We start from the raw sequence: 22353 nt of genomic DNA on the forward strand, positions 1-22353 counted from the left end.
CTCAGATCGGGAGCTTGCGGAAGATCGGCCGGGGGACGTGCCGCAGCGCCGACATCACCAGGCGGAACTGCGCCGGCGCCCAGACCAGCTCCTTGCCCGCGCGCGCCGCGCCGACCGCGATTTCCGCGACCTGCTCGGCCGTCTGCGCCAGCGGGGCGTCCTTGAGACCCTCGGTCATCTTCGTCTTGACGTGGCCAGGGCGCACGACCGTCACCTTCACGCCGTGCGGCGCGAGGGCCTCGCCGAGGCCCAGGTAGAAGCCGTCGAAGCCGGCCTTCGTCGAGCCGTAGACGAAGTTGGACCGGCGGACGCGCTCGCCCGCCACCGACGACAGCGCGATCACCGTGCCGTGGCCCTGGGCCTTGAGCTTCTCCGACAGCGCGACGCCGACCGACACCGCCGCCGTGTAGTTCACCGTCGCCAGCTCGACCGCCTTCGCGTGGTCCTGCCAGACCTCTTCCGGGTCGCCGAGCAGGCCGAACGCGACCACCGCCACGTCGATGTCGCCGCCCTCGAACGCCTTGGCCAGCACGCCGGGGTGGGACGCCGTGTCCTTCGCGTCGAAGTCCACAGTGGACACCTCGGCGCCGCGGTCCTTCAAGCGCTGCGCGGCCGCGTCGAGGCGCGGCGACGGGCGGGCGGCCAGCACCACGCGCAGCGGCTTCTCGGCCAGGTACTTCTCGGCGATCGCCAGCGCGATGTCGGACGTGCCGCCGAGCAGGAGCAGGGACTGGGGGTTGCCCACCGCGTCGATCACAGTTCGAGCCTCCGGCTCATGTCAGAGGCGAAAACGCCTTCGGGGTCGATGGAAGCGCGGATCTTGCGCCATTCTTCGAGCCGCGGGTACATCTTCGCGAACGTCTCGGGCGAGGTGCGCGAGTCCTTCGCCGTGTACAGCCGGCCGCCCAGCTCCAGGACGTCTTCGTCGAGCTCCTGGCAGAACCGGCTCAGGCCGTCCTTGATCGGGAAGTCGACGCAGACCATCCAGCCCGGGTGCGGGAACGACAGCGGCGCCGCGTTGCCCTCGCCCATGCGCTTGAAGACGTTGAGGAAGGACACGTGCCCCGACTCGGCGATCTTCTTGACGATCCTGCGCAGCGGCTCGTGCGCGTTCAGCGGCGTCGAGAACTGGTACTGCAGGAAGCCCTTCGAGCCGTACGCCCGGTTCCACTCGCCGAACATGTCGAGCGGGTGGTAGAAGGCCGTCAGGTTCTGGATCACGCCGCGGGCGGCCTTCGGCGTCTTGCGGTAGTACAGCTCGCCGATGGCGCCGAAGGTCAGCTTGTTGGCCAGGCCGTTGGGGAAGATGTCCGGCAGCGTCGCCAGCTGCGGGGCGTCGAACTTCAGCGGGTTCGCGCGCAGCTTCGGCGGCAGCTCGTCCAGCTTCGCGAGCGAGCCGCGGCCGAAGGCGGCGCGGCCGAGCTTCGAGCCGGTGGAAATCGTGTCGAACCACGCCGACGAGTACGTGTAGTTGTCGTCGGAGCCGTTGCTGACCAGCTCCAGCGTCTCGTCGAGGTTGTTCGTGCGCTCGTTGTCCGCGAGGAAGTACGCGGTCTCGGTCTTCGTCATCCGGATCTTCGCCCGGACGATGATGCCGGTCAGGCCGATGCCGGCCACGGTCGCCCAGAACAGCTCCGCGTCCGGGCCCTCCGGCGTCAGCGTCCGGACCTGCCCGTCGGCGGTGATCAGGTCCATCGACACGACGTGGTTGCCGAAGCTGCCCGCGCTGTGGTGGTTCTTGCCGTGGATGTCGTTGGCGATCGCGCCGCCGATGGTCACCTGGCGCGTGCCCGGCAGCACCGGCACCCACAGGCCGTACGGCAGGGCTTCGCGCATCAGCTGGTCGAGGCTGACCCCGGCGTCGACGTCGACGAGCGCGCTGTCGGGGTCGATCGAGTGGATCCGGTTCAGTGCCGTCATGTCGACGACCAGGCCGCCGGCGTTCTGCGCCGGGTCGCCGTAGGACCGGCCGAGGCCGCGGGCGATCACGCCGCGCTCACCGGCCTGGGCCACGGCGCGGGCGATGACCTCCACATCGGCGGTGGTCAGCACGTCGGCGGTGGTCGGTGCGGTCCGCGCCCAGCCCATGAGCGTGCGACGCTGTGTGTTGGGTGCTTGGGTCACGCCGACCAGGGTAGCCACGCCCAACCACGCCCGAAACGTGGCCCTGAAGTGCTCATCTCTACACTTTGCGCATCAAGGCACAAGCGCCCGCGCGGGTGACCCGTGACTCAGTATCGAGGTAATGCAGTGGTGGCGACCGATCCGCAAGCCGACGTGACGGCTGCTCAGTCCTCCCCGGGACTGCTGGGCCAGCTCATCCGCTTTGCCCTGATCGGGGGATTCTGCGCCCTGGTCGACCTGGGCACCTACACCCTGCTGACCCAGGTGGCCGGGATGGCCACCTCACCGTGGGTCGACGTCGCCCGCGCTATCTCTTTCATCGTGGGCACGACCACGGCGTTCTTCCTCAACCGGAAGTTCACCTTCGCCGGCGGGCGCCGCGACGGCAAAGCGCAGATCGGCTCGTTCGTCCTGCTCTACACCGTGACGTTCTTCGTCGCGGTCGGGGTGAACCAGCTGGCGCTGCAGGTGTTGCCGGAGTCCGCCTGGCAGCACACGCTGTGCTGGGCCGTGTCGCAGGCCACCGCCACCGTGATCAATTTCGTGATGCTCAAGTGGGTCGTTTTCCGCGAGCCGTCGACCAAGGAGAACTGAGGAAATGCCCGGCAAGACAGCTACCCCGGCGCCGACCACCGGCGCGGCCGCCGAGACGCGGTTCACCGAGCACACTCCGCAAGGTCGCCTGACGGCGCAGCGCGGGCTCTACGCCGGCCCGGCGCCGATCGTCAGCAAGGACCTCTACGCCGAGCTCGAGTGGGGCGCGGCCGTGCGGGAACGTGCGTCGATCACGCTCGACCCGGCCACCAAGGTGTCGGGCAACACCTACTTCGGCCGGTTCCCGGCCAGCTACTGGCAGCGCTGGACGAACGTGTCCGAGGTCTCGGTCGAGGCCGTCGTCACCGGCACCGGCCTGCTGTCCATGGGCGCGTCCGACGTCGAAGGCGAGCCCCGTGTGGTCGCCGCCGAGCAGATCAAGGACGCCAAGCAGGCGAAGGTGTCGCTGACCGGCAAGCTCGACAAGTTCTACGACGGTGGCGCGCTCTGGCTCGACCTCGAGACCGAGGGCGGCCAGACGCTGCGCGTCGAGCAGGTCCGCTGGACGGTCGAGGCGCCGGAGAAGATCCGCCCGACCGCGGTGACCATCTGCACGATGAACCGCGCCGACGACTGCCTGAAGAACCTGCAGGCCCTCGCCGCGGACGTCTCCTCGCTGGACACCTTGGACGCGATCTACGTCGCCGACCAGGGCACCGACCTCGTCGAGTCGCGCGACGGCTTCGAGCAGGTCGCCAAGGACCTCGGCGACAAGCTGCACTACATCAAGCAGCCGAACCTCGGCGGCGCCGGCGGCTTCACCCGCGGCCTCTACGAGGTGGCCGGGCACACCGCCACCGAGCACGCGAACGTCCTGTTCATGGACGACGACGTCCTGCTCGAGCCGGACCTGGTCATCCGGATGACGGCGTTCTCGAACCGCGCCGCCCACCCGATCATCGTCGGCGGCCAGATGCTCAACCTGTTCCACCCGAACCAGCTGCACGTCGGCGCCGAGTACGCCCGCCTCAACACGCTGGAGCCCGGCCAGCCGGTCGAGCACTCGCTGACCACCGCCGACCTGCTCGGGGTGGACGAGGAGACGCTGAAGCCGAACCGCCAGGAACGCCGTCTCGACGCCGGCTACAACGGCTGGTGGTCGTGCCTGATCCCCTACGAGGTCGTCAAGGCCACCGGCTACCCGCTGCCGTTCTTCTTCCAGTGGGACGACGCCGAGTACTCCTACCGGGCCCGCGCGCACGGCTTCCCGACCGTCACCCTGCCGGGCGCGGGCGTGTGGCACGCGGACTTCCACATGAAGGACTGGGACGAGTGGCACCGGTACTTCAACCTGCGCAACTCCATCATCACCGCGGCCCTGCACTCGCCGTTCAACCTGAACCTGCTCTCACGGGTGCTGATCGCGCAGCTGGTGCGCTACCTGCTCGGCATGCAGTACGGCCTGTCGGCCACGCTGATCAAGGCCGTCGAGGACTTCCTGAAGGGCCCGGAGATCCTGCGTGACGGCGGGGTCGAGGCGATGAAGGAGATCCGCCGGATCCGCGAGAACTACCCGGAGACTAAGCGCCACAAGGCGATCGACGTCCCGGGCATCGCCTCCAGCGACATCGGCATCATCAACACCCCGCCGCGGCCCACCCTGCAGCGCGTCGTGCTGCTCCGGCGGGTCATCGACCGGGTGCTCGGCCGCAGCAAGTTCGGGCTCGGCGCGGTGCCGATCGACGAGGCCAACTGGTGGCACATCGCGCAGTTCCAGACCGCGGTGGTCACCGACGCGAGCCAGGAAGGCGTCCGCGTCCGGTCCTACGACCGGGTGAAGATGTTCGCGCTGGCCAAGCAGGGCGCGCGGGTCGTCCAGCGGCTGCGCAAGGAAGGCGCGGCGGTGCAGGAGCAGTACAAGCGGGCCATGCCCGAGCTCACCTCGCGCGAGAACTGGAAGCGCCTGTACAAGCTCTGAGGTTTCGCCGCGAAGGCCGTCTCACGCTCGTCGTGAGGCGGCCTTCGCCGTCTCAGGCGTGGAGACCGAAGACCTTGCTCTTGCGGGTGAGGTCGTCGATGTAGGCGGCGGCGACGTGCGCGAAGTTGACCGCGACCACCGAGTCGTCCTTGGTCGTCACCGTTTCGACGGCGCCGGTCTTGACGAGCTGGGCGAGCTTGCCCGCCAGCTTCCCGGATTCTTCGGTGGTCAGCGCGAACAGCAGCGGTTCGCCGCCGGTGGCGAGGTGCAGGACGAGGGCGGGTTTCGGGTCAGCCATGCGTCCATCGGACCAGCGGCGATCTTCGCCGGGCAAGTGGGTTCGCTGAGGGCGGAGCCGTCGGGTGGACTACCGTTTTGCGAAGGCCGGACTCATCCGCGGGGGGTTGGAAGCGAATGCCGCACTCGTTCTCGCTGTCGCTGGCGGCGGTGGACATCCTGCTCGAACAGCTCGGGCTCGGGCGCGCGCCGACGCCGTTCGAGGTCCCGCACGTCGGCACGACCGTCGAGCAGCGGGCGATGATCCGCGACGCCGTCATCCGCGACCTGACCGGCCGCGGGCTGTGGAGCCGCGGCCGCCTCGACCCGGACGCCGAGCTGGCGCTGGCCACGTTCGTCCGCGGCAGCGTGACCATCAACGCGGCCGCCGAGCTGGGCGACCGCCACCTGTTCGCCCGCGTGGCCTCCGACGGCCAGTTCGCGGTGCTCGCCCGCCAGGAGGAGAACCTCATCGTCTTCGAGGAGGTCCGCCCGACCGGCATCGTGCCCGCGATCGTCGACCTGCTCCCGCTGACACCCGCGGCGCCCGGCCAGTCGGTGACGATCTCGCGGCCGGCCCCGCAGCCCCGCCACCAGCGCCGCGACGAGGCGTACGACCCCTTCGCCGGCGTCACCGGCCCCCGCTCGCAAAGCGGCGGTGGTGGCCCGCAGCTGCGCATGATCGAGCGGGTCTTCCAGGAGCCGAAGAAGCGCGTCGGCCAGTTCACCGCCCAGACCCGCGGCGGGTCGTTCCCCCCGCTGGCCTGGTTCGACACCCCGAACGGCCGCTGGCTGATGTCCTCACGGGCGGCCGCCGACGGCCAGCGCTGGATCACCTACGCCCCGGCCGACAACGCCCGCCTGGCCCAGCAGCTGTACGCCCAGCTCGAAGGCCAGTTCTGACGTTGCGGAACCGCCCGCCCCGCGGCTGCGTCGAAGGTGAAGATCGGTGAACGGCCGTGGCGGAGGGTGCCCGGCTAGTAGACTTCCCGGTGCACACGCACGGGCGAAGCGATTCGGGGTGGAACAGCGATGCTGATTGCCGACGGCGGGGGCGGAGGCTCGATCGCCGACATTGTCAACCCGTTGTCTTCGGGCGCCATGGGCGCCGCGGTGCGGGCGGTCACCGCGGAGACGCAGAAGCTGGTCGACGCGGCCAAAAGCGGTGGTTTCAAGATCACCCCAGAGGGCGTGAAGCCGCTCACGACGGCGCTCCTCGCCCTGGTCGACGACCTGGACATGCTGAGCGACACGACGTACGTGCTCAACCAGGCACCGCAGCTCGGAAACCACCCGTACGGCCACACGATCGCGGCGCACGACCAGAAGGGCGCGGCGCAGGCCGAGGGGTCCGCGACCGTCGTGCTCGACCAGCTCAAGCAGGTGGCCCGGCAGGCCAACGAGGCGCTCGAGCGCGCCGCGGGTCTCTACAACGAATCCGAGAACGCCGCTCTCGGCGGCTTGAAGCCCAAGTCCTAGGGAATGATGAAACTCCTCGTACGCGCCGTTCTGCCCGTCGCCGCGGGTGCCCTGCTGCTGGCCGGGTGCACGGACACCCGGACCGGGACGCCCTCAGCCGCCGGCTCGGCGACGTCCGCGCCATCCACCGGGGAGTCGAGCTCGGCAGCTCCGGGAGGCGCCACGACGACGTCGCTGGAGCCGTGCACGCTGCTGACCCCCGCCGACGTGACCGCCTACGGCACCTTCAAGGACGGCGAGGAGCAGAAGCTCGGTAGTGCCCGAGTTTGCCGGTATCAGAAGCAGCGCACCGACGCGAGCGAGGAAGGCGGCATCATCGGCGTCGCCATCCGCGACGATGCCCCGCTCGCCTCGGTCAACGACACCGGCGGCGGTATCAAGGACCTCGAAGTCAACGGCCGCAAGGCCAAGCAGGCCTCGAGCCAGTCGCCGCTCGGGTGCACGGTCGCGCTCGGCGTCGGGGACAACGCGCGAGTGGACGTGAACGTGACCGCGGTCGACACCGTCGAGAAGGCTTGTCAGATGGCCAACGACGTGGCCACCAAGGCCGTCGAGCCCAAACTGCCCAAGGCGTGAGGGAGTTCAGATGACCACGCGACAGAACCCGCCGCCGAAGACCGAGGACAAGTCGCCCCAGGAAGTGCAGAACATGGCGCCCGCCGAGCGGGACGCCTACCTGCAGAAGAAGGCCGAAGAGGGCGTCGACCCCGACAACTGGCTCTTCGGGTGGGTCCAGGACTTCATGGCGCGCGCCCAGGCCAAGAACCAGTCGCAGCAGATGGGCGACAAGAACGTCCGGGAAGCCACCGCGGGCCGTGACGTCGAGTACGTCCAGGGGCTCCAGGCGCCGAACGCGGACTACAAGGGCAGCGACCACGCCCAGCTGCAGGCGTTCCTCCAGAGCAACCTCAACGTCGACCAGGTGTCGGAGGTGTCGACCGCCTACCACCAGGTCCACCAGGTCTTCGACAAGTTCGCGCAGTCGATGAACGCCGCGGTCAACGCCTCCAAGGGCACTTGGGAAGGCAGCGCCGCCGAGAACGCGCAGCAGTACTTCACCAGCCTCGGCAAGTGGTCCGACGCCAACTCGCAGAACGCCAAGCTGGCCTCGGAAACCATCTACGACCAGGGCCAGGCCGCCGCCACGGCGAAGAACGCCATGCCGGCGCCGATCCCGTTCAGCTGGAAGGACGAGTTCAAGGACTGGGCCACCTCGAACCCCTTCAGCCTGCCCGACAACGTCGACAAGTCGATCCAGAAGCAGAAGGACAGCCAGGCGGCGCACGACGAGGCCGCCAGCGTCATGGCGACGTACGACAAGAACCTCTACGAGGCCGCTTCCAAGCAGCCCGCGTTCGCGCCGCCCCCGAGCTTCAGCACCGGTGGGGGCAGCGATGACCCCACCGGGACCGGCGACAAGAACGGCATCAACAACCCGTCCAGCGTGAACATGCCGGGCTCCCACTCGGTGAACACGCCCGGCGGCACCGCGCAGGGGTTCGTGTCCGGCAACGTCCCGGGCGGCACCGGCTCGCCGGTCCCGCACATCTCCGGCCCCGGTTCGACCACCGGGTCGGGGTTCGTGCCCGCGGGCACCACCACGCCGTCCGGCTTCACGCCCAGCTCGGTCCCGGTGGCCTCGACGCAGAACCCGAACCAGCAGTTCGGCGGGATGCCGCCGATGAGCCCGATGCCGATGGGCGGCGGGATGAACTTCGGCGGCGACGAGGCCTACAACTCGAAGGTCGGCGGCGGCGGTGGCGGACGCGGCGGTGGCGGGTTCGGCCCCGGCGGTTCGGGTGCGGCAGGCAACGCGACGGGCGCGGGTGCCGCGTCGGGTGCTGCGCGGCCGGGCGGGATCGGTGCCGCGGAAGCGGCCGCGGGACGCGGGATGGGTGGTCTCGGCGCGGGTGGCGCCGGTCGCGGGGGCATGGGCCCCGGCGGCGGTGGCCTGGGCCGTGGCGCGAAGGGCGAAGGCGACGAGGACACCGAGCACTCGCGCCCGACGTACCTGGTCGAGGGTGACCCCGACGAGGTCTTCGGCACCGACATGCGCACCGCCCCGCCGGTCATCGGCGAATAAGTGCTCAGCAGAAAGGGCCCCCGCGGTGAGCGGGGGCCCTTTCCGTTGGGCTCAGTAGCGGTAGAACTTCTCGGCGCGGCCCTGCCGCACCAGCTTCAGCCACTGCAGGAACGCCTTCGGATCCCGCTTCACGCCCACGAAGTACAGTCCGAAGCGGACGATCTCCAGCGCGCCGATCTTCCGCATGCCCGGCTGGGACAGCAGGTAGCCGCGGTTGCGGTAGGTGTAGTAGCGCTTGACCTCGTTCTCCGGGTCCTGCGCGTGGAACTTGCCGCCCAGCATCGGCTTGAACTCGTCGGAGCCGTCCGGGTGCAGGTACTTCGTCTTCAGCGACGTGCCGAACGGCAGCCCCGAGCGGGCCAGCCGGCGGTGCAGCTCGACCTCGTCGCCGCGGAAGAACAGGCGCAGGTCCGGCACACCGACGACGTCCAAAGTGGACGCGCGGAAGAGGGCACCGTTCATCAGGGACGCGATGCCGGGCAGGAAGTCCGCGCCCAGCTCGGACTGTGACCGCTTCCAGGTCAGGCCGCGGCGCAGCGGGAACGCCAGCTGGTCCGGCGCGTCGATGTTCGACACCACCGGCGAAATCTCCGCCAGGCCCCGCTTTTCCGCTTCCTCGAGCAGGATGGCGAGCACGTTCTCGTCGGCCGGACGCCCGTCGTCGTCGGCCAGCCAGATCCAGTCCGCGCCCAGCGACAGCGCGTGCAGCATGCCCAGCGCGAACCCGCCGGCGCCGCCGAGGTTCCGGTGCGACGGCAGGTACGTGTGCGGCAGGGGGTAGTTCTCGACGACTTCGCGCGCGGAGTCGTCCGGCCCGTTGTCGACGACCACCAGGTGGTCGACCGGGCGGGTCTGGGCCGCGATGACCTTCAGCGAGTCCGCGAGCAGCTCGCGCCGGTGCCGCGTGACGACCACGCCGACGATCGCGCCGTCGGGCAGCTGCCGGGTCTCGCTGGCCATCATTCCCCGCCGTTCGTCGTCGCCACCGGCTCGATGCCGAAGCGCTCCAGAGTTTCCTGGCTCATGCCTTCGAAGGGGTCACGGCCCTTGTACGACGTGAGGACGTCCCGCAGCGAACCCTGTTGCTTGAGGTGGCCCTCGTCCATCCAGATGGCCGAATCGCACAGCTCGAACAGGAACTCGTCCGAGTGGCTGGCGAAGACCAGGATGCCGGAGCGCTTGACGAGGTCCTTGAGCCGGTCGCGCGCCTTGTTGAGGAACGCCGCGTCGACCGCGCCGATGCCCTCGTCGAGGATGAGGATCTCGGGGTCGATCGAGGTGACGACACCCAGCGCCAGCCGCACCCGCATACCCGTCGAGTACGTGCGCAGCGGCATCTGCAGGTAGTCGCCGAGCTCGGTGAACTCCGCGATGTCGTCGACCCGCTTCTCCATCTCCTTGGCGGTCATGCCGAGGAAGAGACCGCGGATGATGATGTTCTCGACGCCCGAAATCTCCGGGTCCATGCCGATGCCGAGGTCGAACACCGGCGCGATCTTGCCGTGGATCCGCGACGAGCCGCGGGTCGGCTCGTAGATGCCGGCCAGCAGGCGCAGCAGCGTCGACTTGCCGGCGCCGTTGTGCCCGACCAGGCCGACGCGGTCGCCTTCACGCAGGCTGAGCGTCACGTCGTGCAGGGCTTCGATGATCGGCACCTTGGTCTCGGTGCCGATCTTGCCGCCGACCTTGCCGAGGACCTTCTTCTTCATCGACCGCGTCTTCGCGTCGAAGATCGGGAAGTCGACGAACGCGTTGTGGACGTCAATGGAGACCATGTGTCACACCCAATAGGAGACGCGGGCACGGTAGTTGCGCATCGCGACCAGCGCGAGAGCCCAACCGACGACGGTGATGGAGCCGACCACGATCCAGTTCCCCGGCGAGAACTCCTGGCCCAGCATCGGCGCGCGGACCACCTGCATGAAGTGGTACAGCGGGTTGATCTTGACGATCGGCAGGATCCAGGAGGCGCCCTCGCGGGTCCCGCCGGTCATCAGCTGGTCGACCGGCCAGACGATCGGCGTGCCGTAGAACAGCAGCTGGATGAGTGAGTTGATGACCTGCGGGATGTCGCGGAAGCGGGTCGAGATGATGCCGAAGAGCAGCGTCACCCAGCCGGCGTTCAGCGCGAGCAGCAGGAAACCGGGGACGGCCAGCAGGATGGTCCAGCTGAGGCCCGGGTGGCAGATGTGGCCGGGGACGCAGGCCCCGTCGCCCAGCAGCGAGTACGGCTTGCTGAGCGCGCTGAAGAAGATCGCGATCACGGCCACGTAGACGATGAGGTTGTGGGCCAGCATCAGCGTCTGCCGCCACACCGTGCGCAGCATGTACACGCTCAGCGGCGCGGGGACCTGCTTGATCAGCCCCTCGTTCGCGATGAACGTCTCCATGCCCTCGGACAGGCAGCCCTGGATGAAGCCCCACAGGATGAAGCCCGTGGAGATGTAGGGCAGGAACACCTCGACCGGCAGCTTGAACAGCTGGGAGTACAGCAGCCCGAGTCCGATGGCGAGAACGGCCTGGCTGATCGTGATCCAGAAGGGCCCGATCACCGAGCGGCGGTAGCGCTGCTTGATGTCCTGCCAGCCCAGGTGACCCCAGAGCTCGCGGGCGCGGATTCCGGCCTTGATGTCGGCGAAGGCACGCGAGAACGTCTTACTGTCCGACGTCGGCGGGGCCGACGTCGCCACGGGTGAGTCTGCGGCCTGAACCGTGCTGGTGGCATGCACGTGGACGAGGGTACCGATGGGCCCGGCACCGGCCTGGCCACCCCGCCCGCAACCAGCGCCCGCGGTGGTGCTGGAGCTGCTGCGGGGCCGGGAATGCCGTGAATGACTCATTCACTGCGCCGGATGTCAGGAATGAGTCATTCACGGCACCCGAGTTGTCCACAGAGGTTGTCCACAGGCCCTCCGGTCTGTGGACAACCGCCCTCAGAGGTACTGGCCTGTGCCCGAGATCCCCGGCCCGTGCTCGTGCCCGTGCCCGGCCATCCCCGAGGGGCCCGCCGGCAGCCCGCGCCGCATCTGCTCCAGCTGGACGCGGGCCGCCATCTGCTGGGCGAACAACGCCGTCTGGATTCCGCTGAACAGGCCCTCCAGCCAGCCCACCAGCTGGGCCTGGGCGATCCGCAGCTCCGCGTCCGACGGCGTCGAGTCGTCGGTGAACGGGCGCACCAGCCGCTCCAGCTCGTCCTGCAGCTCCGGGGCCAGCGCCTTCTCCAGCTCGCGGATCGACGTCTGGTGGATCTCGCGCACCCGCGTGCGGGACGCGTCGTCCAGCGGGGCCGCCCGGACCTCCTCCAGGAGCTGCTTGATCATCGTGCCGATGCGCATCACCTTCGCCGGCTCTTCGACGAGGTCGCCCACCGACTCCGGGTGGTCGCCGTCGGGGGAGGGGGCGCCCACCGGCGTGCCGTCCGGTCCGACGACCACCACGTGGGGTGAAGGTTCCTGGCCCGGGTCACCCGCTGTGAAGTTCGGCTCGGTCATGTGCTCCATCCTGGCTTGCCTCCGCCACGCTCCGCGACACCCACGGGGTGTCCGTCTCCGAGCGTAGCCGCAAACCGGGTTCCCGGTGGCTCTCCACCCAACCCCGGACGCACGGCGAAACCGCACGTCCGTACGGTGTCCCCATGGCGTTCGACGTCGCTCGTATCCGTGGGCTCTTTCCCGCGCTGGGTGACGGCTGGATTCACTTCGACGGCGCCGCCGGAATGCTGGTCCCGGAACAGGTCGCTTCGGCCGTTTCCACGGCGATGCGCGCCCCGGTGTCCGGGCCGGGCGGAGCGTTTCCGGCCTCCCAACGCGCGGAAAGCATCGTGACCGCGGCCCGCCGGGCCGTGGCCGACCTGGTCGGGGCCGACCCGGCTGCCGTCGTGCTCGGGCCGAGCGCGCCGGTGATGCTGCGCCGGCTCGTCGACGCGCTCGCCGAGCGCTGGACGATCGGCGACGAACTCGTCGTGTCCCGGCTCGACGAGCAGGCCAACCTGGCGCCCTGGCAGCGGGCCGCCAAGCGCGTCGGGGCCGTCGTGCGCTGGGGCGAGATCGACATCGAGACCTGCGAGCTGCCCGCGTGGCAATACGAGCAGCTCGTGTCGGCGCGCACCAAGGCCGTCGCCGTCACGCTCGCGTCCGGTTCCGTCGGCACGCGGCCGGACGTGCCGACGATCATCGAGTTCGCCAAGCGGGTCGGGGCGCTCGTCGTCGTCGACGCCACCTACGCCGCGCCCTTCCTGCCGCTCGACATCAACGCGCTCGGCGCCGACGTCATGGTCGTGTCCGCGCAAGCCTGGGGCGGCCCGTCGGTCGGTGCCCTCGTCTTCCGCGACCCCGAATTGATCGAGCGGATCCCACCGGCCTCGCTCGACCCGACGGCCCGCGGCGCCGCCCGGCTGGAGCTCGGCCCGCACGCCTACCCGCTGCTCGCCGGGCTGATCGCGTCGATCGACTACCTCTCCGGCCTCGACGACGCCGCCACCGGCTCCCGCCGCGAGCGCCTGGTCACCTCGCTCGGGTCGGCGAAGTCCTACCACGCCGGGCTGCTCGCGCAGCTGTCCACGGAACTGCTGTCGCTGCGGCACATCATGGTCATCGGCAACGCCATGCGCCGGATCCCCGCGCTCGCCTTCGCCGTCGCCGGCAAGAAGGCACCCGAGGTCGCCGAGTACCTGGCGAAGCAGGGGTTGTGCGCCTTCGCCGACGACGGCACGAGCGGCGTCTTCGCGTCACTCGGCGTCGGAGAAGTGGGCGGCGCCGTGCGGATCGGGCTCGCTCACTACTCCAACGTCTTCGAGATCAACCAGCTGGTGCGGGTCCTCGAAGAACTGCGTTAAGACTTCGCGGCCAGCAGGACCTTGCCGAACACGCTGCCCTCTTCGAGGACGCGGTGGGCGGACGCGGCTTCGGCCATCGGCACGACCTGGCCGACGATCGGCTTGACCAGGCCGTCGGACACCAGCGGCCACAGGCGCTCGCGGACGTCGGCGACGATCGCCGCCTTCTGGTCGAGCGGCCGGAACCGCAGGCCCGCGGCGAACACCGAAGCCCGCTTGCCGAGCAGCGCGCCGACGTTCAGCTCGCCCTTCACCCCGCCCTGCATGCCGATGATGACCAGCCGGCCGTCCTGCTTGAGCGCGTCGACGTTGCGGCCCAGGTAGGACGCGCCCATGTTGTCGAGGATGACGTCCGCGCCGCCGGTCTCCTCGCGGAGCACCTCGACGAAGTCCTGCTCCTTGTAGTTGATCGTGAGGTCGGCGCCGAGCTGGCGGCAGCTTTCGAGCCGGTCCGGCGAGCCCGCGGTGACGGCGACGGTGGCGCCGAGCGCCTTGCCGACCTGGATGGCGTGCGTGCCGATGCCGCCGGCGCCGCCGTGGACCAGCAGCACCTCGCCTTCGGTGAGGTTGGCGTGCATCACGACGTTCGCCCACACCGTGCAGGCCACTTCGGGCAACGCGGCCGCGGTCAGCAGGTCGATCTCGCCCGGCACCGGCAGCAGCTGCCCGGCCGGGACGACGGCCTTCTCCGCGTAGCCGCCGCCGGAAAGCAGGGCACAGACCTCGTCGCCGACGTTCCAGCCTTCGACGCCTTCGCCGAGCTCCGCGATCGTGCCGGAGCATTCGAGGCCGAGGGTTTCGCTCGCGCCGGGCGGCGGCGGGTAGTGGCCCTGGCGCTGCAGCAGGTCCGCGCGGTTCACCGCGCTCGCCGCCACGTCCAGCAGCACCTCGCCGGGGCCGGGCCGCGGATCCGCGACCTCCGCCCACTCGAGAACGTCCGGGTCACCTGGTTCACGGATGGTGATCGCGTACATGTGTCGACTGTATACCGCGGCGAAAGGTCCCGCCGAAAGGCGCATTGACGGACTTCGCATATCGAACAAAGGTGAGCAACCATGTCACTCTTTAGAACGAGAATCCTGCCGCCGGTGGCGATAGCCGCCGGCGCGACGCTGGTGCTCGGCCTGACCCCGGCCGCCGCCGCGACCACCCTCCCCGACGGTCCCGCCCTGGCCAAGCAGCTCGTCAAGAAGGTCGACGTCAACGGCGTCAACCGGCACCTGATCGCCCTCCAGCGCATCGCCGACACGAACGGCGGCACCCGGGCGGCGAGCACCGAGGGGCACAAGAAGTCCGCCGAGTACATCGCGACCAAGCTCGAAGCGGCCGGTTACCAGGTGACCCGCCAGGAGTTCCCGTTCACCTACTCGGAGACGCTCGCCGAGAAGCTGACCGCGGGCGGCGCGAACGTCCCGATCATCGCCATGGAGTACACGAAGTCGACGCCGGTCGGCGGCATCACCGCGCCGCTGTCCGTGGTCGCCGTCGACGACACCAGCGGCTGCGAGGCCGCCGACTACCCCGCGGACGTCGCGGGCAAGATCGCGCTGATCAAGCGCGGCGGCTGCTCGTTCGCGCAGAAGCAGCAGACGGCCGCCGCCGCGGGGGCGATCGGCGCCATCGTCTACAACAACACCGACGGCGACCTCAACGGGACCCTGGGGGGCCCGGAGAACGCCGCGATCCCGACCGGGGGCGTGACGGCGGCCGCGGGGGCGCAGCTGGCCACGCTCGGCGGGCAGAACGTGACGCTGGAGCTGCGGACCTTCCAGGAGGCGCGGACCAGCTACAACGTCATCGCCGAGACCAAGACCGGGCGCAAGGACAACGTCGTGATGCTGGGGTCGCACCTCGACAGCGTCCCGGCCGGCCCGGGCATCAACGACAACGGCACCGGCTCGGCGACCCTGCTCGAGACCGCGCTGCAGCTGGGGAGCAGCCCGAAGGTCAACAACGCCGTCCGCTTCGGCTTCTGGAGCGCGGAGGAGTTCGGCCTGATCGGCTCGACCTACTACGTCGACCAGCTGACCTTCGAGCAGCAGCTCGACATCGCGCTCTACCTGAACTTCGACATGATCGGCTCGCCGAACGCCGGTTACTTCGCCTACGACGGCGACAACTCCGACGGCGTCGGCGCGGGTGCCGGCCCGTACGGCTCGGCGCAGATCGAGAAGACCTTCGTCGACTTCATGCAGGCCGCGCGCGGGGTGTCCCTCGAGGGCACCGACTTCACCGGGCGGTCGGACTACGGCGAGTTCATCGCCGTCGGCATCCCGGCCGGCGGTCTCGACACCGGTGCCGAGGGACTGAAGACCCCGGCGCAGGCGGCGAAGTGGGGCGGCACGGCCGGCATCGCGTACGACCCGTGCTACCACCAGGCCTGCGACAACCTGGGCAACATCGACCGGGTCGCGCTGGACCGCAACGCCGACGGTGTCGCGTGGTCCCTCGGGGTCTACGCGACGAGCACCGAGAGCATCAACGGCGTCCAGCCGGGCAAGGCGAAGGCGGCCAAGCAGAAGGCCGCCGATCGCCAGGCGCAGCGGAACTTCTCCGCCCGTGCCGTCGCGGGTGACCCGCACGCCCTGACCGCCTGACCCCGGCTCGTGAGTGAGAAACAGTGTTCTAACACTGTTTCTCACTCACGACCGGTGGTGGCTGCTCAGCCCAGGTTGTTGGTGCCGAAGGTGTCGCAGCGGGCGGGTTCGCCGGTCTGGAAGCCGGTGGTGAACCACTTCTTGCGCTGCGCGGACGTGCCGTGGGTGAACTTCGAGCGGTCGACCTGGCCGCCGCCGAGGTTTTCCTGGATGTAGTCGTCGCCGATGCGGGACGCGGTGTCCAGCGCGGAGTTGATGTCGTCCTGGGTGACGTCGGTGATCAGCGGCTTGCCGCTCTCGGTCGGCGTCGTCGAGGCGTGGTTGGCCCAGACGCCGGCGTAGCAGTCGGCCTGCAGCTCCAGGCGCACCGACCCGGACGTCGGGCCGGTGCCGGTGCCCTTCTTCGACGTCCCGAGCAGGTTCTGCACGTGGTGGCCGTACTCGTGGGCGAGCACGTACGCCTCGGTGAAGAGCCCGCCCTGCGCGCCGAAGCGGGTCTTCAGCTCGTCGAAGAAGGAGAGGTCGATGTAGACCTCGGAGTCGGCCGGGCAGTAGAACGGGCCGGTGTCGGAGGTCGCGCTGCCGCAGCCGGTGCGCACGCCGCCGTTGAAGAAGTTGGTCGGCGCCTTCCGGTAGGTCGAGCCGGACCGCGCGAACTGCTGCGTCCAGTAGTCCTGGACCGAGTTGACGACCGCGACGATGGCGCAGTCGTGGTTCTTGTTGGCGTCGGCGCCGGTCCGGCACTCGCTGGACAGCTTCGAGTTGTCGACCTGCTGGCCGGACCCGACGCTGCCGAGCCCGCCGCCCAGGCCGCTGCCGCCCGTGCTGACCCCGCCCAGCTGGGACAGCACGAAGTAGATGATCAGACCGACGACCCCGAGCCCGCCGCCGCCGAGCGCCACGCGGCCGCCGATTCCGCCGCCGCCTCCACCGCTTCCGCGCAGGTCCTGGACTTCCGAAGCGTCCAGTCCGGCGTTGTCGTCGAATCTCACCCGGAAAATACTAACGAGCCTGGGTGCGTCCGTCGCGCTGACGGGCGCACCCAGGCCGGTACCGAGGTATGTCTTTGGTCGAGCGGTTGGCCGCTTCCGGGGCCGGCGTTCAGGCGCTGTGGTCACGGCTTCCGAGGCCGTGACCGGAGCCAGGCCCGACCGACGCCGTATGCGTGACGCATGGAAGCCCGCTCATGAGCTGTTCACAGTCGCGGCCGACCCGGTAGAAGTCCGTTCCGGTCGCGGGGACGCAGCTGGCGGTCAACCGCGAGAATCACCCGCCACACAACCACCTGACCTCTCCTGGCGGGGAAGCCGGGCCGGCACGTCGCCGTCGCCGCGCCGCATACCTGGCCAACCATCCGCCGACAAGCAGAATGCGCCTTTCCCGGCCGAGTCTCAACCTTTTCGTAACCCCACCTTCGGGCGATGTTGCGACGGGGTTTTCACCGGCCGACGGATCGGCGTCGGAACGCGCGACTCGTTGATCAGCGTTCTACGCTGTCTTATGACCGAGGAGCGTGCTGTGCGTTGGTTGAACGAAGCCGAGATGGCGGCGTGGCGCTCCTACATCGTGTCGACCCTGCTGCTGCGGCAGCGGCTGCACCGGGAGCTGGCCGAACGCCACGACGTGTCGCTGACCGACTACGAGGTGCTCGTCTGCCTGCAGTCCCAGCCCGACCGCCGGATGCGGATGTCCGAGCTGGCGATGTACATGGGGTCGACGAAGAGCAAGCTTTCGCACCAGGTGGCCAAGCTGGAGGAGGCGGGCCTGGTCCGGCGGGCCCGGGACCCGGAGGACAAGCGCGGCGTGATCACGGAGGTCACCGACGAGGGCCTGGCGCTGCTGGAGAAGGCCGCGCCGACGCACGTGGAAGGCGTGCGCGAGCACCTCATCGACCTGCTGAGCCCCGAGGAACAGGCCACGATCGCCGCGGCGTTCGAGCGGGTGCAGGCGCACCTGCTGGAGCCGGAAAACTGAACCCGGGCGCGGCGGGCGCCCGGGTTCTCAGTGCGGTAGCGGTGGGATTCGAACCCACGGAGAGGTTGCCCCCTCGCATGTTTTCAAGACATGTTCCTTCGGCCGCTCGGACACGCTACCTCGCTCCACGAGCGTAGCCGACGGCCCGAGGCCACCCCGCGCTACTGGCCGGGGAAGCTCGGGCCGACGACCGGAGCCACCGGCAAGATCCGGCGGCCCGACCCCTGGCTCCTCGCGGTGCTGTCAGGGGCTCGTCGGCCTGCTGGTGGCGGCCTCGCCGCTCAGGACCAGGTCAGCGTGAGGGCCGCGCCCTGCGCGCGGCCCGCTTCGGCGGCCGGCGTGCGTGTGGCCGGGTCCAAGGGGTTGTCGCCGACCGCGGCCTGCGACGCCTCGTCCGGCGTGATCAGCGTGACCTCCGCACCCGCCGCACGCAGGTCGTCCAGCACCTCCAGCAGGGGCTTCTCCATCGGCAGCGGGGCGTCGGGCCCCAGCGGCGAAACCACGGTCACGCGCCGGTGGCCCGCCGCGTAGTCGGCGTTTTCGGCCGAGCGGACGCCGCCGTCGACGTACCGGCGGCCGTCGATGGTCACCGCCGGCCAGACGCCGGGGACCGCGCAGCTCGCCGCCACCGCGTCGACCAGGGAGACGCCGGACGCGCTGTCGAAGCGCCGGGGTTCGCCGGTCTCCGCGTCCACCCCCACGATCACCAGGCGCTGCGCGGGCCACTCGTGCACCGGCAGCCGCGCCTCGATCACCGCGCGCCGATCCGCTTCCGGCACGGTTTGCGCCGCCAGGGCCAGCTTCCCGACCGCCCGCCGCACCTCGGCCGGATCGGTCGCGCCGGTGACCGCGCCGCCGAAGTCGGCGGCGAACTTCTCGAAGTCGATCTCCGCCGGGATCTCCGGGGCCTGCAGCGCCGGGTCGACCTGGCGCGCGTACAGCTCCGCCAGCGGGAGCCCGCTGGTCACCTGCGCCGCCACGACCGACCCCGCCGACGTGCCGACCAGCAGGTCTGCGCCCGTCAGGTCCTGGCCGTGCTCGGCCAAGCCCAGCAGCAGTCCCGTCGTCCACGCGATTCCGGCGACCCCGCCGCCACCCAAAACCAATGCCTGTCCGCCCATACGGGCAGCCTAGCCACGGGGTCCGACAATTTTCGGCCGCCGCGGTCTACCCTCCAGGTCGGCGAAGCGAGAGGGACGGCGATGACCGCGAAGATCGAAGGCTTCCACCACGTCAAGTTCCCCGTGCGCGACCTGGCGCGCAGCCGCGAGTGGTACGAGCGCGTGCTCGGGCTCGAGGTCACCCACGAGTTCCCGGACGACGACGGCGTCGTCCGCGGCGTCGCCGGAAGCGTGGACGGCGTGCCGGTGGCGTTGCGCGTGCAGGAGGCGGCCGCCGCGGGGCTCGCCGGGTTCGACCCGGTCTGCTTCTCGATCGCCGACCGCGCGGCCGCCGACGCGTGGATCGCCCGGCTGGACGCGCTCGGCGTCGAGCACCCGCCGCTGTTCGAGGCCACTACCGGCTGGATGGTCCGCTTCAACGACCCCGACGGCACCGAGATCCGGCTCTACAGCCTGTCCAAGGACGACGGCGTCGACCACACCGGCGAGCAGGGCTACGCGCAGCGCGTGCGCTGAATCGGCTGACTTACGGCTGGCGCAGGGCCTTCGCGGCGATCCGCGCCTGCACCTCGGGACGGCGCAGCGGCGGCACGGTGGCCGGCGGCTGGCGGCGCTCGGGCAGCTGCTCCAGCAGCCGGGCGGTGATCTGCGTGATTTCGGCGACCGCCGCCTCGAACGGCTCGCGCGTGGCGTCCGACAGCGACTGCACGCCGGTGACCTTGCGGACGTACTGGCGGGCCGCGGCCTCGATCTCCTCGCCCGTCGCGGCCGGCTGGAGCCCCCGCAGGGTGGTGATGTTTCGGCACATGCCGCCCAGCGTACGGCTTTTCGCGGGCCCCGATCACACGGTCGGGTAGGGCGGGCCCCGCTTCGTTGACGCCCGAACCGGTGCTGGGCAAGGTCGGGGAAGTGCCCCTCAGACCGCGCCCGTTCCGCTCCGCCCGCTCGGAGCCCGGCATCCTCGAAGAAGAACTCCCCGACACCCCCATCCCGGAACAGGCCTGGCCCCGCGTACGGGCCGACGAACTGGTCACGCTCGTGGCGCACGTCTTCGCCGCGCACGGCCTCCCGGAAACCCGCGCCCGCATCGCCGCCGAGGCGCTTTGCCACGGCGATCTCACCGGGTCACCGGAGACCGGGGTCGCCGACCTGACCCGCGTGCACCTGCCGCTGCTGAAGAACGGGCTCGTCGTGCCGCACGCCGAGCCGCTGATGATCGCCGACCGCGGGGCCGCCGCGCTGATCGACTACCGCCGCGCACCCGGGCTCTGGGCCGTGGGCGACGCGATGGACCGCGCGGTGACGCGGGCCGGCCGCTTCGGCGTCGGGCTCGTCTCGCTGCGCGGCATCGGGCCGTTCGGCCGGGCCGGGCACCACGCCGCGCGGGCCCTGCCGCACGCCATGATCGGGCTGGTCCTGGCCGCGGGCGGCGAGCCCGGCCAGCCGATGAACCCGCTGGGCATGGCGGCGCCGGGCGGCGCGTACCCCGAGTTCGTCTTCGACATGGACCGCCCGGGCGCTGAAGCGGCTGGGCTGACGCTGCTGGTCGAGGTGCTCGCCGGGGTGCTGTCCGGGGTCGCCGACCACGAGCACGACACGGGTCTGCTGGTGCTCGCGATCGCGCCGACGACGTTGCGCAGCGCTGACGGCTTCTACCGCGCGGCGAGCGCGCTGTTCGGCAGCATGCTCGGGTGGGACGGTGGCGCGCCGATCCGTTATCCGGGGTGGCGGGAGGCGCAGCATCTTGAGCAGTGTCGGGCGTTGGGTGTGCCGTTGGCTGGGCCGGTGCGTCGGGAGCTGGATGCGCTGGCCGGGTCGCTTGGGCTGCCGGTGTTGACCAGTGTGGGGTAGGTGTCGGTGGTCCTCTTCTGCCGCGGCAGGGCTTTCGCGGTGATCTCTGCCGCGGCTCGGCTTGAACGCTGATCTCTGCCGCGGCCGGGCGGGTCCGACCTCCCCCGCCCCTCCGGTGGGATTTTCAGCCGACGGGCGGGTTCGTCAAGGCGGGAAAGCGTGCCTTGACAAACCCGCCCGTCGGCTGAAGGGAAGGCTGGGATGAGGGGCGGGGGAGGTCTGGTGACGTCGCTGGTCGCCTTGCGCTTCCGGCCGGCGGTTCGCGATCACGTCGTTGGTCGGTCTGCGTTGTCGGCCGGTGGTTCGCGAGCACGTCGTTGGTCGGTCTGCGTTGCCGGGCGGTGGTTCGCGTGTGGTCTGTGGATAACTCCTGCGGTCGCCGCCGGTTTTGTCGGTGCCCTCCGCTAGCGTGGAAATCGGGGGCTGCTCAGTCGGCTTCGGGTCAGCGGACCAGGACTACCTTGCCGCGGTCGGGGCCGACCGCCACGATGTCTCCGTCGGTCAGCTGGCGGCCGCGGCGGGTCTCGACCTCGCCGTTGACCGTGACCTCTTCCGCGTCGATCAGGTCCTTGGCGTGGGAGCCGTCCTCGGCCAGGCCGGCCAGCTTGAGGAACTGGCCGAGCCGGATCGGCTCTCCGGTGATGGGTACGTCGACGGGCTCGCTCATGCCCGCATCATGCCGCCTCACGTTCGAGCGGTCGTCTGGCGGTAGAGCGCCAGTACGTCGGTGTCGAAGTAGCTCGAGTACGACGTGTCGGCGTCGTCGCCGCCGAACTCGAAGCCGCCGATGACGCCGATGACCGTGCCGAGGCGGGTTTGCGGGTTCTCCTCGGTGACCCACGGGCCGCCGCTCGTGCCGGTCGGGAAGCCCGCGCAGTCCACGCGCAGCTGGAAGGTGTCCTGCTTGCGGGTGGTGTTCCGGCAGACCGCGGGGACCTCGGAGTCGTCCGGGTAGCCGGTGAGCGTGATGGGCTGCTCGAACGGGGTGCCGGTGGCCAGCAGGTTCGCCCCGACCAGGCTCTCCAGGGACTTCGTGGTGCCCGCCTGGTGCGCGGTGGCGAAGCCGACGTCGAGGTCCGGGTCCGACGACGCCGTCCAGCCCGGCGCGACCAGCTCATCCGACACCGTCCAGTAACCGAACGGCGCGATCCCGTCGTGGTAGCCGGGCGCGAAGGTGACGCCGGTGAGGTAGCCGCCGCCCTCGCCGTTGTGGATGCAGTGGGCCGCGGTCAGCAGCACGTCGCCCCGCTCGCTGTGCACGACGCTGGCCGTGCAGTAGTGCTGCCCCTCCGCGAACAGGGGGCCGACCGCGGCGCTCGACACCGCGGGCAGGTCGGTCGCCGGGGCCGCCTCGACCGTGGGGTGCTCCGGCGTCGTCGCGTCCGCGAGCGGTGCCGGCCGGGCCGCGACGACCACGACGAAGGCCGCGCCGAGCAGCACGATCGCGGCGAGGGTGAGCAGGACGGATGTGCGCCGCACGATCATCGCCTCCTCGCCTCGGT

The 22353-nt window shown here is 70.3% G+C and carries 24 protein-coding genes and 1 tRNA gene; 11 read left to right on the forward strand and 14 right to left on the reverse strand.

The window, feature by feature from the left end; all coding sequences use genetic code 11:
* Position 1: 1 nt before the first annotated feature.
* Together ACFPLC_RS15495 and ACFPLC_RS15500 are read right to left on the reverse strand one after the other, a co-directional pair.
* Positions 2–757 carry a decaprenylphospho-beta-D-erythro-pentofuranosid-2-ulose 2-reductase gene (locus tag ACFPLC_RS15495; RefSeq protein ID WP_378197241.1) on the reverse strand — a complete coding sequence of 252 codons (756 nt, stop codon included), beginning with the start codon at positions 755–757 and terminating at the stop codon, positions 2–4.
* Positions 754–2088 carry an FAD-binding protein gene (locus ACFPLC_RS15500; protein ID WP_378197449.1) on the reverse strand — a complete coding sequence of 445 codons (1335 nt, stop codon included), beginning with the start codon at positions 2086–2088 and terminating at the stop codon, positions 754–756. The genes ACFPLC_RS15495 and ACFPLC_RS15500 overlap by 4 nt, the downstream gene beginning before the upstream one ends.
* A 162-nt stretch (positions 2089–2250) precedes the next feature.
* Here ACFPLC_RS15500 and ACFPLC_RS15505 point away from each other — a divergent pair, with 162 nt between their 5' ends.
* Together ACFPLC_RS15505 and ACFPLC_RS15510 are read left to right on the forward strand one after the other, a co-directional pair.
* Complete coding sequence (locus tag ACFPLC_RS15505; RefSeq protein WP_378197238.1) at positions 2251–2718, forward strand: GtrA family protein; 468 nt, start codon at positions 2251–2253, stop codon at positions 2716–2718.
* A gap of 4 nt (positions 2719–2722) precedes the next feature.
* The gene (locus ACFPLC_RS15510) at positions 2723–4636 is read left to right on the forward strand and encodes a glycosyltransferase (protein ID WP_378197235.1); all 1914 of its coding nucleotides are present in this window, start codon (positions 2723–2725) and stop codon (positions 4634–4636) included.
* 52 nt (positions 4637–4688) lie between these two features.
* On the opposite strand, the gene ACFPLC_RS15515 is transcribed toward ACFPLC_RS15510, so the two are convergent.
* Positions 4689–4934, reverse strand: coding sequence for a hypothetical protein (locus tag ACFPLC_RS15515; RefSeq protein WP_191308994.1), 246 nt, complete (start codon positions 4932–4934; stop codon positions 4689–4691).
* 116 nt (positions 4935–5050) lie between these two features.
* Here ACFPLC_RS15515 and ACFPLC_RS15520 point away from each other — a divergent pair, with 116 nt between their 5' ends.
* From ACFPLC_RS15520 to ACFPLC_RS15535, 4 genes are all read left to right on the forward strand, one after another.
* Positions 5051–5815, forward strand: a complete 765-nt coding sequence (locus ACFPLC_RS15520) for an ESX secretion-associated protein EspG (RefSeq protein ID WP_191308996.1) — start codon at positions 5051–5053, stop codon at positions 5813–5815.
* A gap of 129 nt (positions 5816–5944) precedes the next feature.
* A complete protein-coding gene (locus ACFPLC_RS15525; protein ID WP_191308998.1) occupies positions 5945–6391 on the forward strand; it encodes a hypothetical protein in 447 nt (148 codons plus the stop codon).
* A 6-nt stretch (positions 6392–6397) separates the two neighbouring features.
* The gene (locus ACFPLC_RS15530; RefSeq protein WP_378197231.1) at positions 6398–6967 is read left to right on the forward strand and encodes a DUF3558 domain-containing protein; all 570 of its coding nucleotides are present in this window, start codon (positions 6398–6400) and stop codon (positions 6965–6967) included.
* A 10-nt stretch (positions 6968–6977) separates the two neighbouring features.
* Complete coding sequence (locus tag ACFPLC_RS15535) at positions 6978–8474, forward strand: hypothetical protein (protein WP_378197228.1); 1497 nt, start codon at positions 6978–6980, stop codon at positions 8472–8474.
* Between the two features lie 51 nt (positions 8475–8525).
* On the opposite strand, the gene glfT1 is transcribed toward ACFPLC_RS15535, so the two are convergent.
* From glfT1 to ACFPLC_RS15555, 4 genes are all read right to left on the reverse strand, one after another.
* The gene (gene glfT1, locus ACFPLC_RS15540) at positions 8526–9434 is read right to left on the reverse strand and encodes a galactofuranosyltransferase GlfT1 (protein WP_378197225.1); all 909 of its coding nucleotides are present in this window, start codon (positions 9432–9434) and stop codon (positions 8526–8528) included.
* Positions 9434–10249: a galactan export ABC transporter ATP-binding subunit Wzt/RfbE gene (gene wzt / locus ACFPLC_RS15545; protein WP_378197223.1), complete on the reverse strand. Its 816-nt coding sequence runs from the start codon at positions 10247–10249 to the stop codon at positions 9434–9436. Before wzt ends, glfT1 begins: the two co-directional genes overlap by 1 nt.
* 3 nt (positions 10250–10252) lie before the next feature.
* Entirely contained in the window at positions 10253–11203 is a 951-nt protein-coding gene (wzm, locus tag ACFPLC_RS15550) for a galactan export ABC transporter permease subunit Wzm/RfbD (RefSeq protein ID WP_378197220.1), read from the reverse strand.
* A 204-nt stretch (positions 11204–11407) separates the two neighbouring features.
* Positions 11408–11974, reverse strand: a complete 567-nt coding sequence (locus ACFPLC_RS15555; protein WP_378197217.1) for a bacterial proteasome activator family protein — start codon at positions 11972–11974, stop codon at positions 11408–11410.
* 134 nt (positions 11975–12108) lie between these two features.
* Between ACFPLC_RS15555 and ACFPLC_RS15560 the strand changes: the two genes are divergently transcribed.
* Positions 12109–13308 carry a cysteine desulfurase-like protein gene (locus ACFPLC_RS15560; protein WP_191309012.1) on the forward strand — a complete coding sequence of 400 codons (1200 nt, stop codon included), beginning with the start codon at positions 12109–12111 and terminating at the stop codon, positions 13306–13308.
* On the opposite strand, the gene ACFPLC_RS15565 is transcribed toward ACFPLC_RS15560, so the two are convergent.
* Positions 13305–14282: an NAD(P)H-quinone oxidoreductase gene (locus ACFPLC_RS15565; RefSeq protein WP_378197214.1), complete on the reverse strand. Its 978-nt coding sequence runs from the start codon at positions 14280–14282 to the stop codon at positions 13305–13307. The genes ACFPLC_RS15560 and ACFPLC_RS15565 overlap by 4 nt on opposite strands.
* Positions 14283–14363: 81 nt before the next feature.
* Between ACFPLC_RS15565 and ACFPLC_RS15570 the strand changes: the two genes are divergently transcribed.
* Positions 14364–15905, forward strand: coding sequence for a M28 family metallopeptidase (locus ACFPLC_RS15570; RefSeq protein ID WP_378197211.1), 1542 nt, complete (start codon positions 14364–14366; stop codon positions 15903–15905).
* Between the two features lie 65 nt (positions 15906–15970).
* On the opposite strand, the gene ypfJ is transcribed toward ACFPLC_RS15570, so the two are convergent.
* Entirely contained in the window at positions 15971–16897 is a 927-nt protein-coding gene (ypfJ, locus tag ACFPLC_RS15575; RefSeq protein WP_378197208.1) for a KPN_02809 family neutral zinc metallopeptidase, read from the reverse strand.
* A 508-nt stretch (positions 16898–17405) separates the two neighbouring features.
* On the opposite strand from ypfJ, the gene ACFPLC_RS15580 reads away from it, so the two are divergent.
* Positions 17406–17879 (forward strand): MarR family winged helix-turn-helix transcriptional regulator, encoded by a 474-nt coding sequence (locus ACFPLC_RS15580; RefSeq protein WP_191309020.1) that lies wholly within the window; start codon positions 17406–17408, stop codon positions 17877–17879.
* Positions 17880–17912: 33 nt separating this feature from the next.
* On the opposite strand, the gene ACFPLC_RS15585 is transcribed toward ACFPLC_RS15580, so the two are convergent.
* Together ACFPLC_RS15585 and ACFPLC_RS15590 are read right to left on the reverse strand one after the other, a co-directional pair.
* Positions 17913–17999, reverse strand: a tRNA-Ser gene (locus tag ACFPLC_RS15585).
* A gap of 161 nt (positions 18000–18160) precedes the next feature.
* Positions 18161–19000, reverse strand: a complete 840-nt coding sequence (locus tag ACFPLC_RS15590; RefSeq protein WP_378197205.1) for a patatin-like phospholipase family protein — start codon at positions 18998–19000, stop codon at positions 18161–18163.
* A gap of 81 nt (positions 19001–19081) precedes the next feature.
* Between ACFPLC_RS15590 and ACFPLC_RS15595 the strand changes: the two genes are divergently transcribed.
* Positions 19082–19516 carry a VOC family protein gene (locus tag ACFPLC_RS15595; protein WP_378197202.1) on the forward strand — a complete coding sequence of 145 codons (435 nt, stop codon included), beginning with the start codon at positions 19082–19084 and terminating at the stop codon, positions 19514–19516.
* A gap of 10 nt (positions 19517–19526) precedes the next feature.
* On the opposite strand, the gene ACFPLC_RS15600 is transcribed toward ACFPLC_RS15595, so the two are convergent.
* Entirely contained in the window at positions 19527–19808 is a 282-nt protein-coding gene (locus ACFPLC_RS15600) for a DUF2277 domain-containing protein (protein WP_191309026.1), read from the reverse strand.
* Between the two features lie 101 nt (positions 19809–19909).
* Between ACFPLC_RS15600 and ACFPLC_RS15605 the strand changes: the two genes are divergently transcribed.
* On the forward strand, positions 19910–20851 hold the full coding sequence (locus ACFPLC_RS15605) for an Ldh family oxidoreductase (protein ID WP_378197199.1): 942 nt from the start codon (positions 19910–19912) through the stop codon (positions 20849–20851).
* Between the two features lie 442 nt (positions 20852–21293).
* Here ACFPLC_RS15605 and ACFPLC_RS15610 read toward each other — a convergent pair whose 3' ends face one another.
* Both ACFPLC_RS15610 and ACFPLC_RS15615 read right to left on the reverse strand, forming a co-directional pair.
* A complete protein-coding gene (locus ACFPLC_RS15610) occupies positions 21294–21518 on the reverse strand; it encodes an RNA-binding S4 domain-containing protein (RefSeq protein ID WP_310968123.1) in 225 nt (74 codons plus the stop codon).
* Positions 21519–21535: 17 nt separating this feature from the next.
* Complete coding sequence (locus ACFPLC_RS15615) at positions 21536–22336, reverse strand: trypsin-like serine peptidase (RefSeq protein ID WP_378197195.1); 801 nt, start codon at positions 22334–22336, stop codon at positions 21536–21538.
* Between the last annotated feature and the right edge of the window lie 17 nt (positions 22337–22353).

This window comes from Amycolatopsis plumensis (assembly GCF_042652605.1).
Lineage (GTDB): Bacteria > Actinomycetota > Actinomycetes > Mycobacteriales > Pseudonocardiaceae > Amycolatopsis > Amycolatopsis plumensis.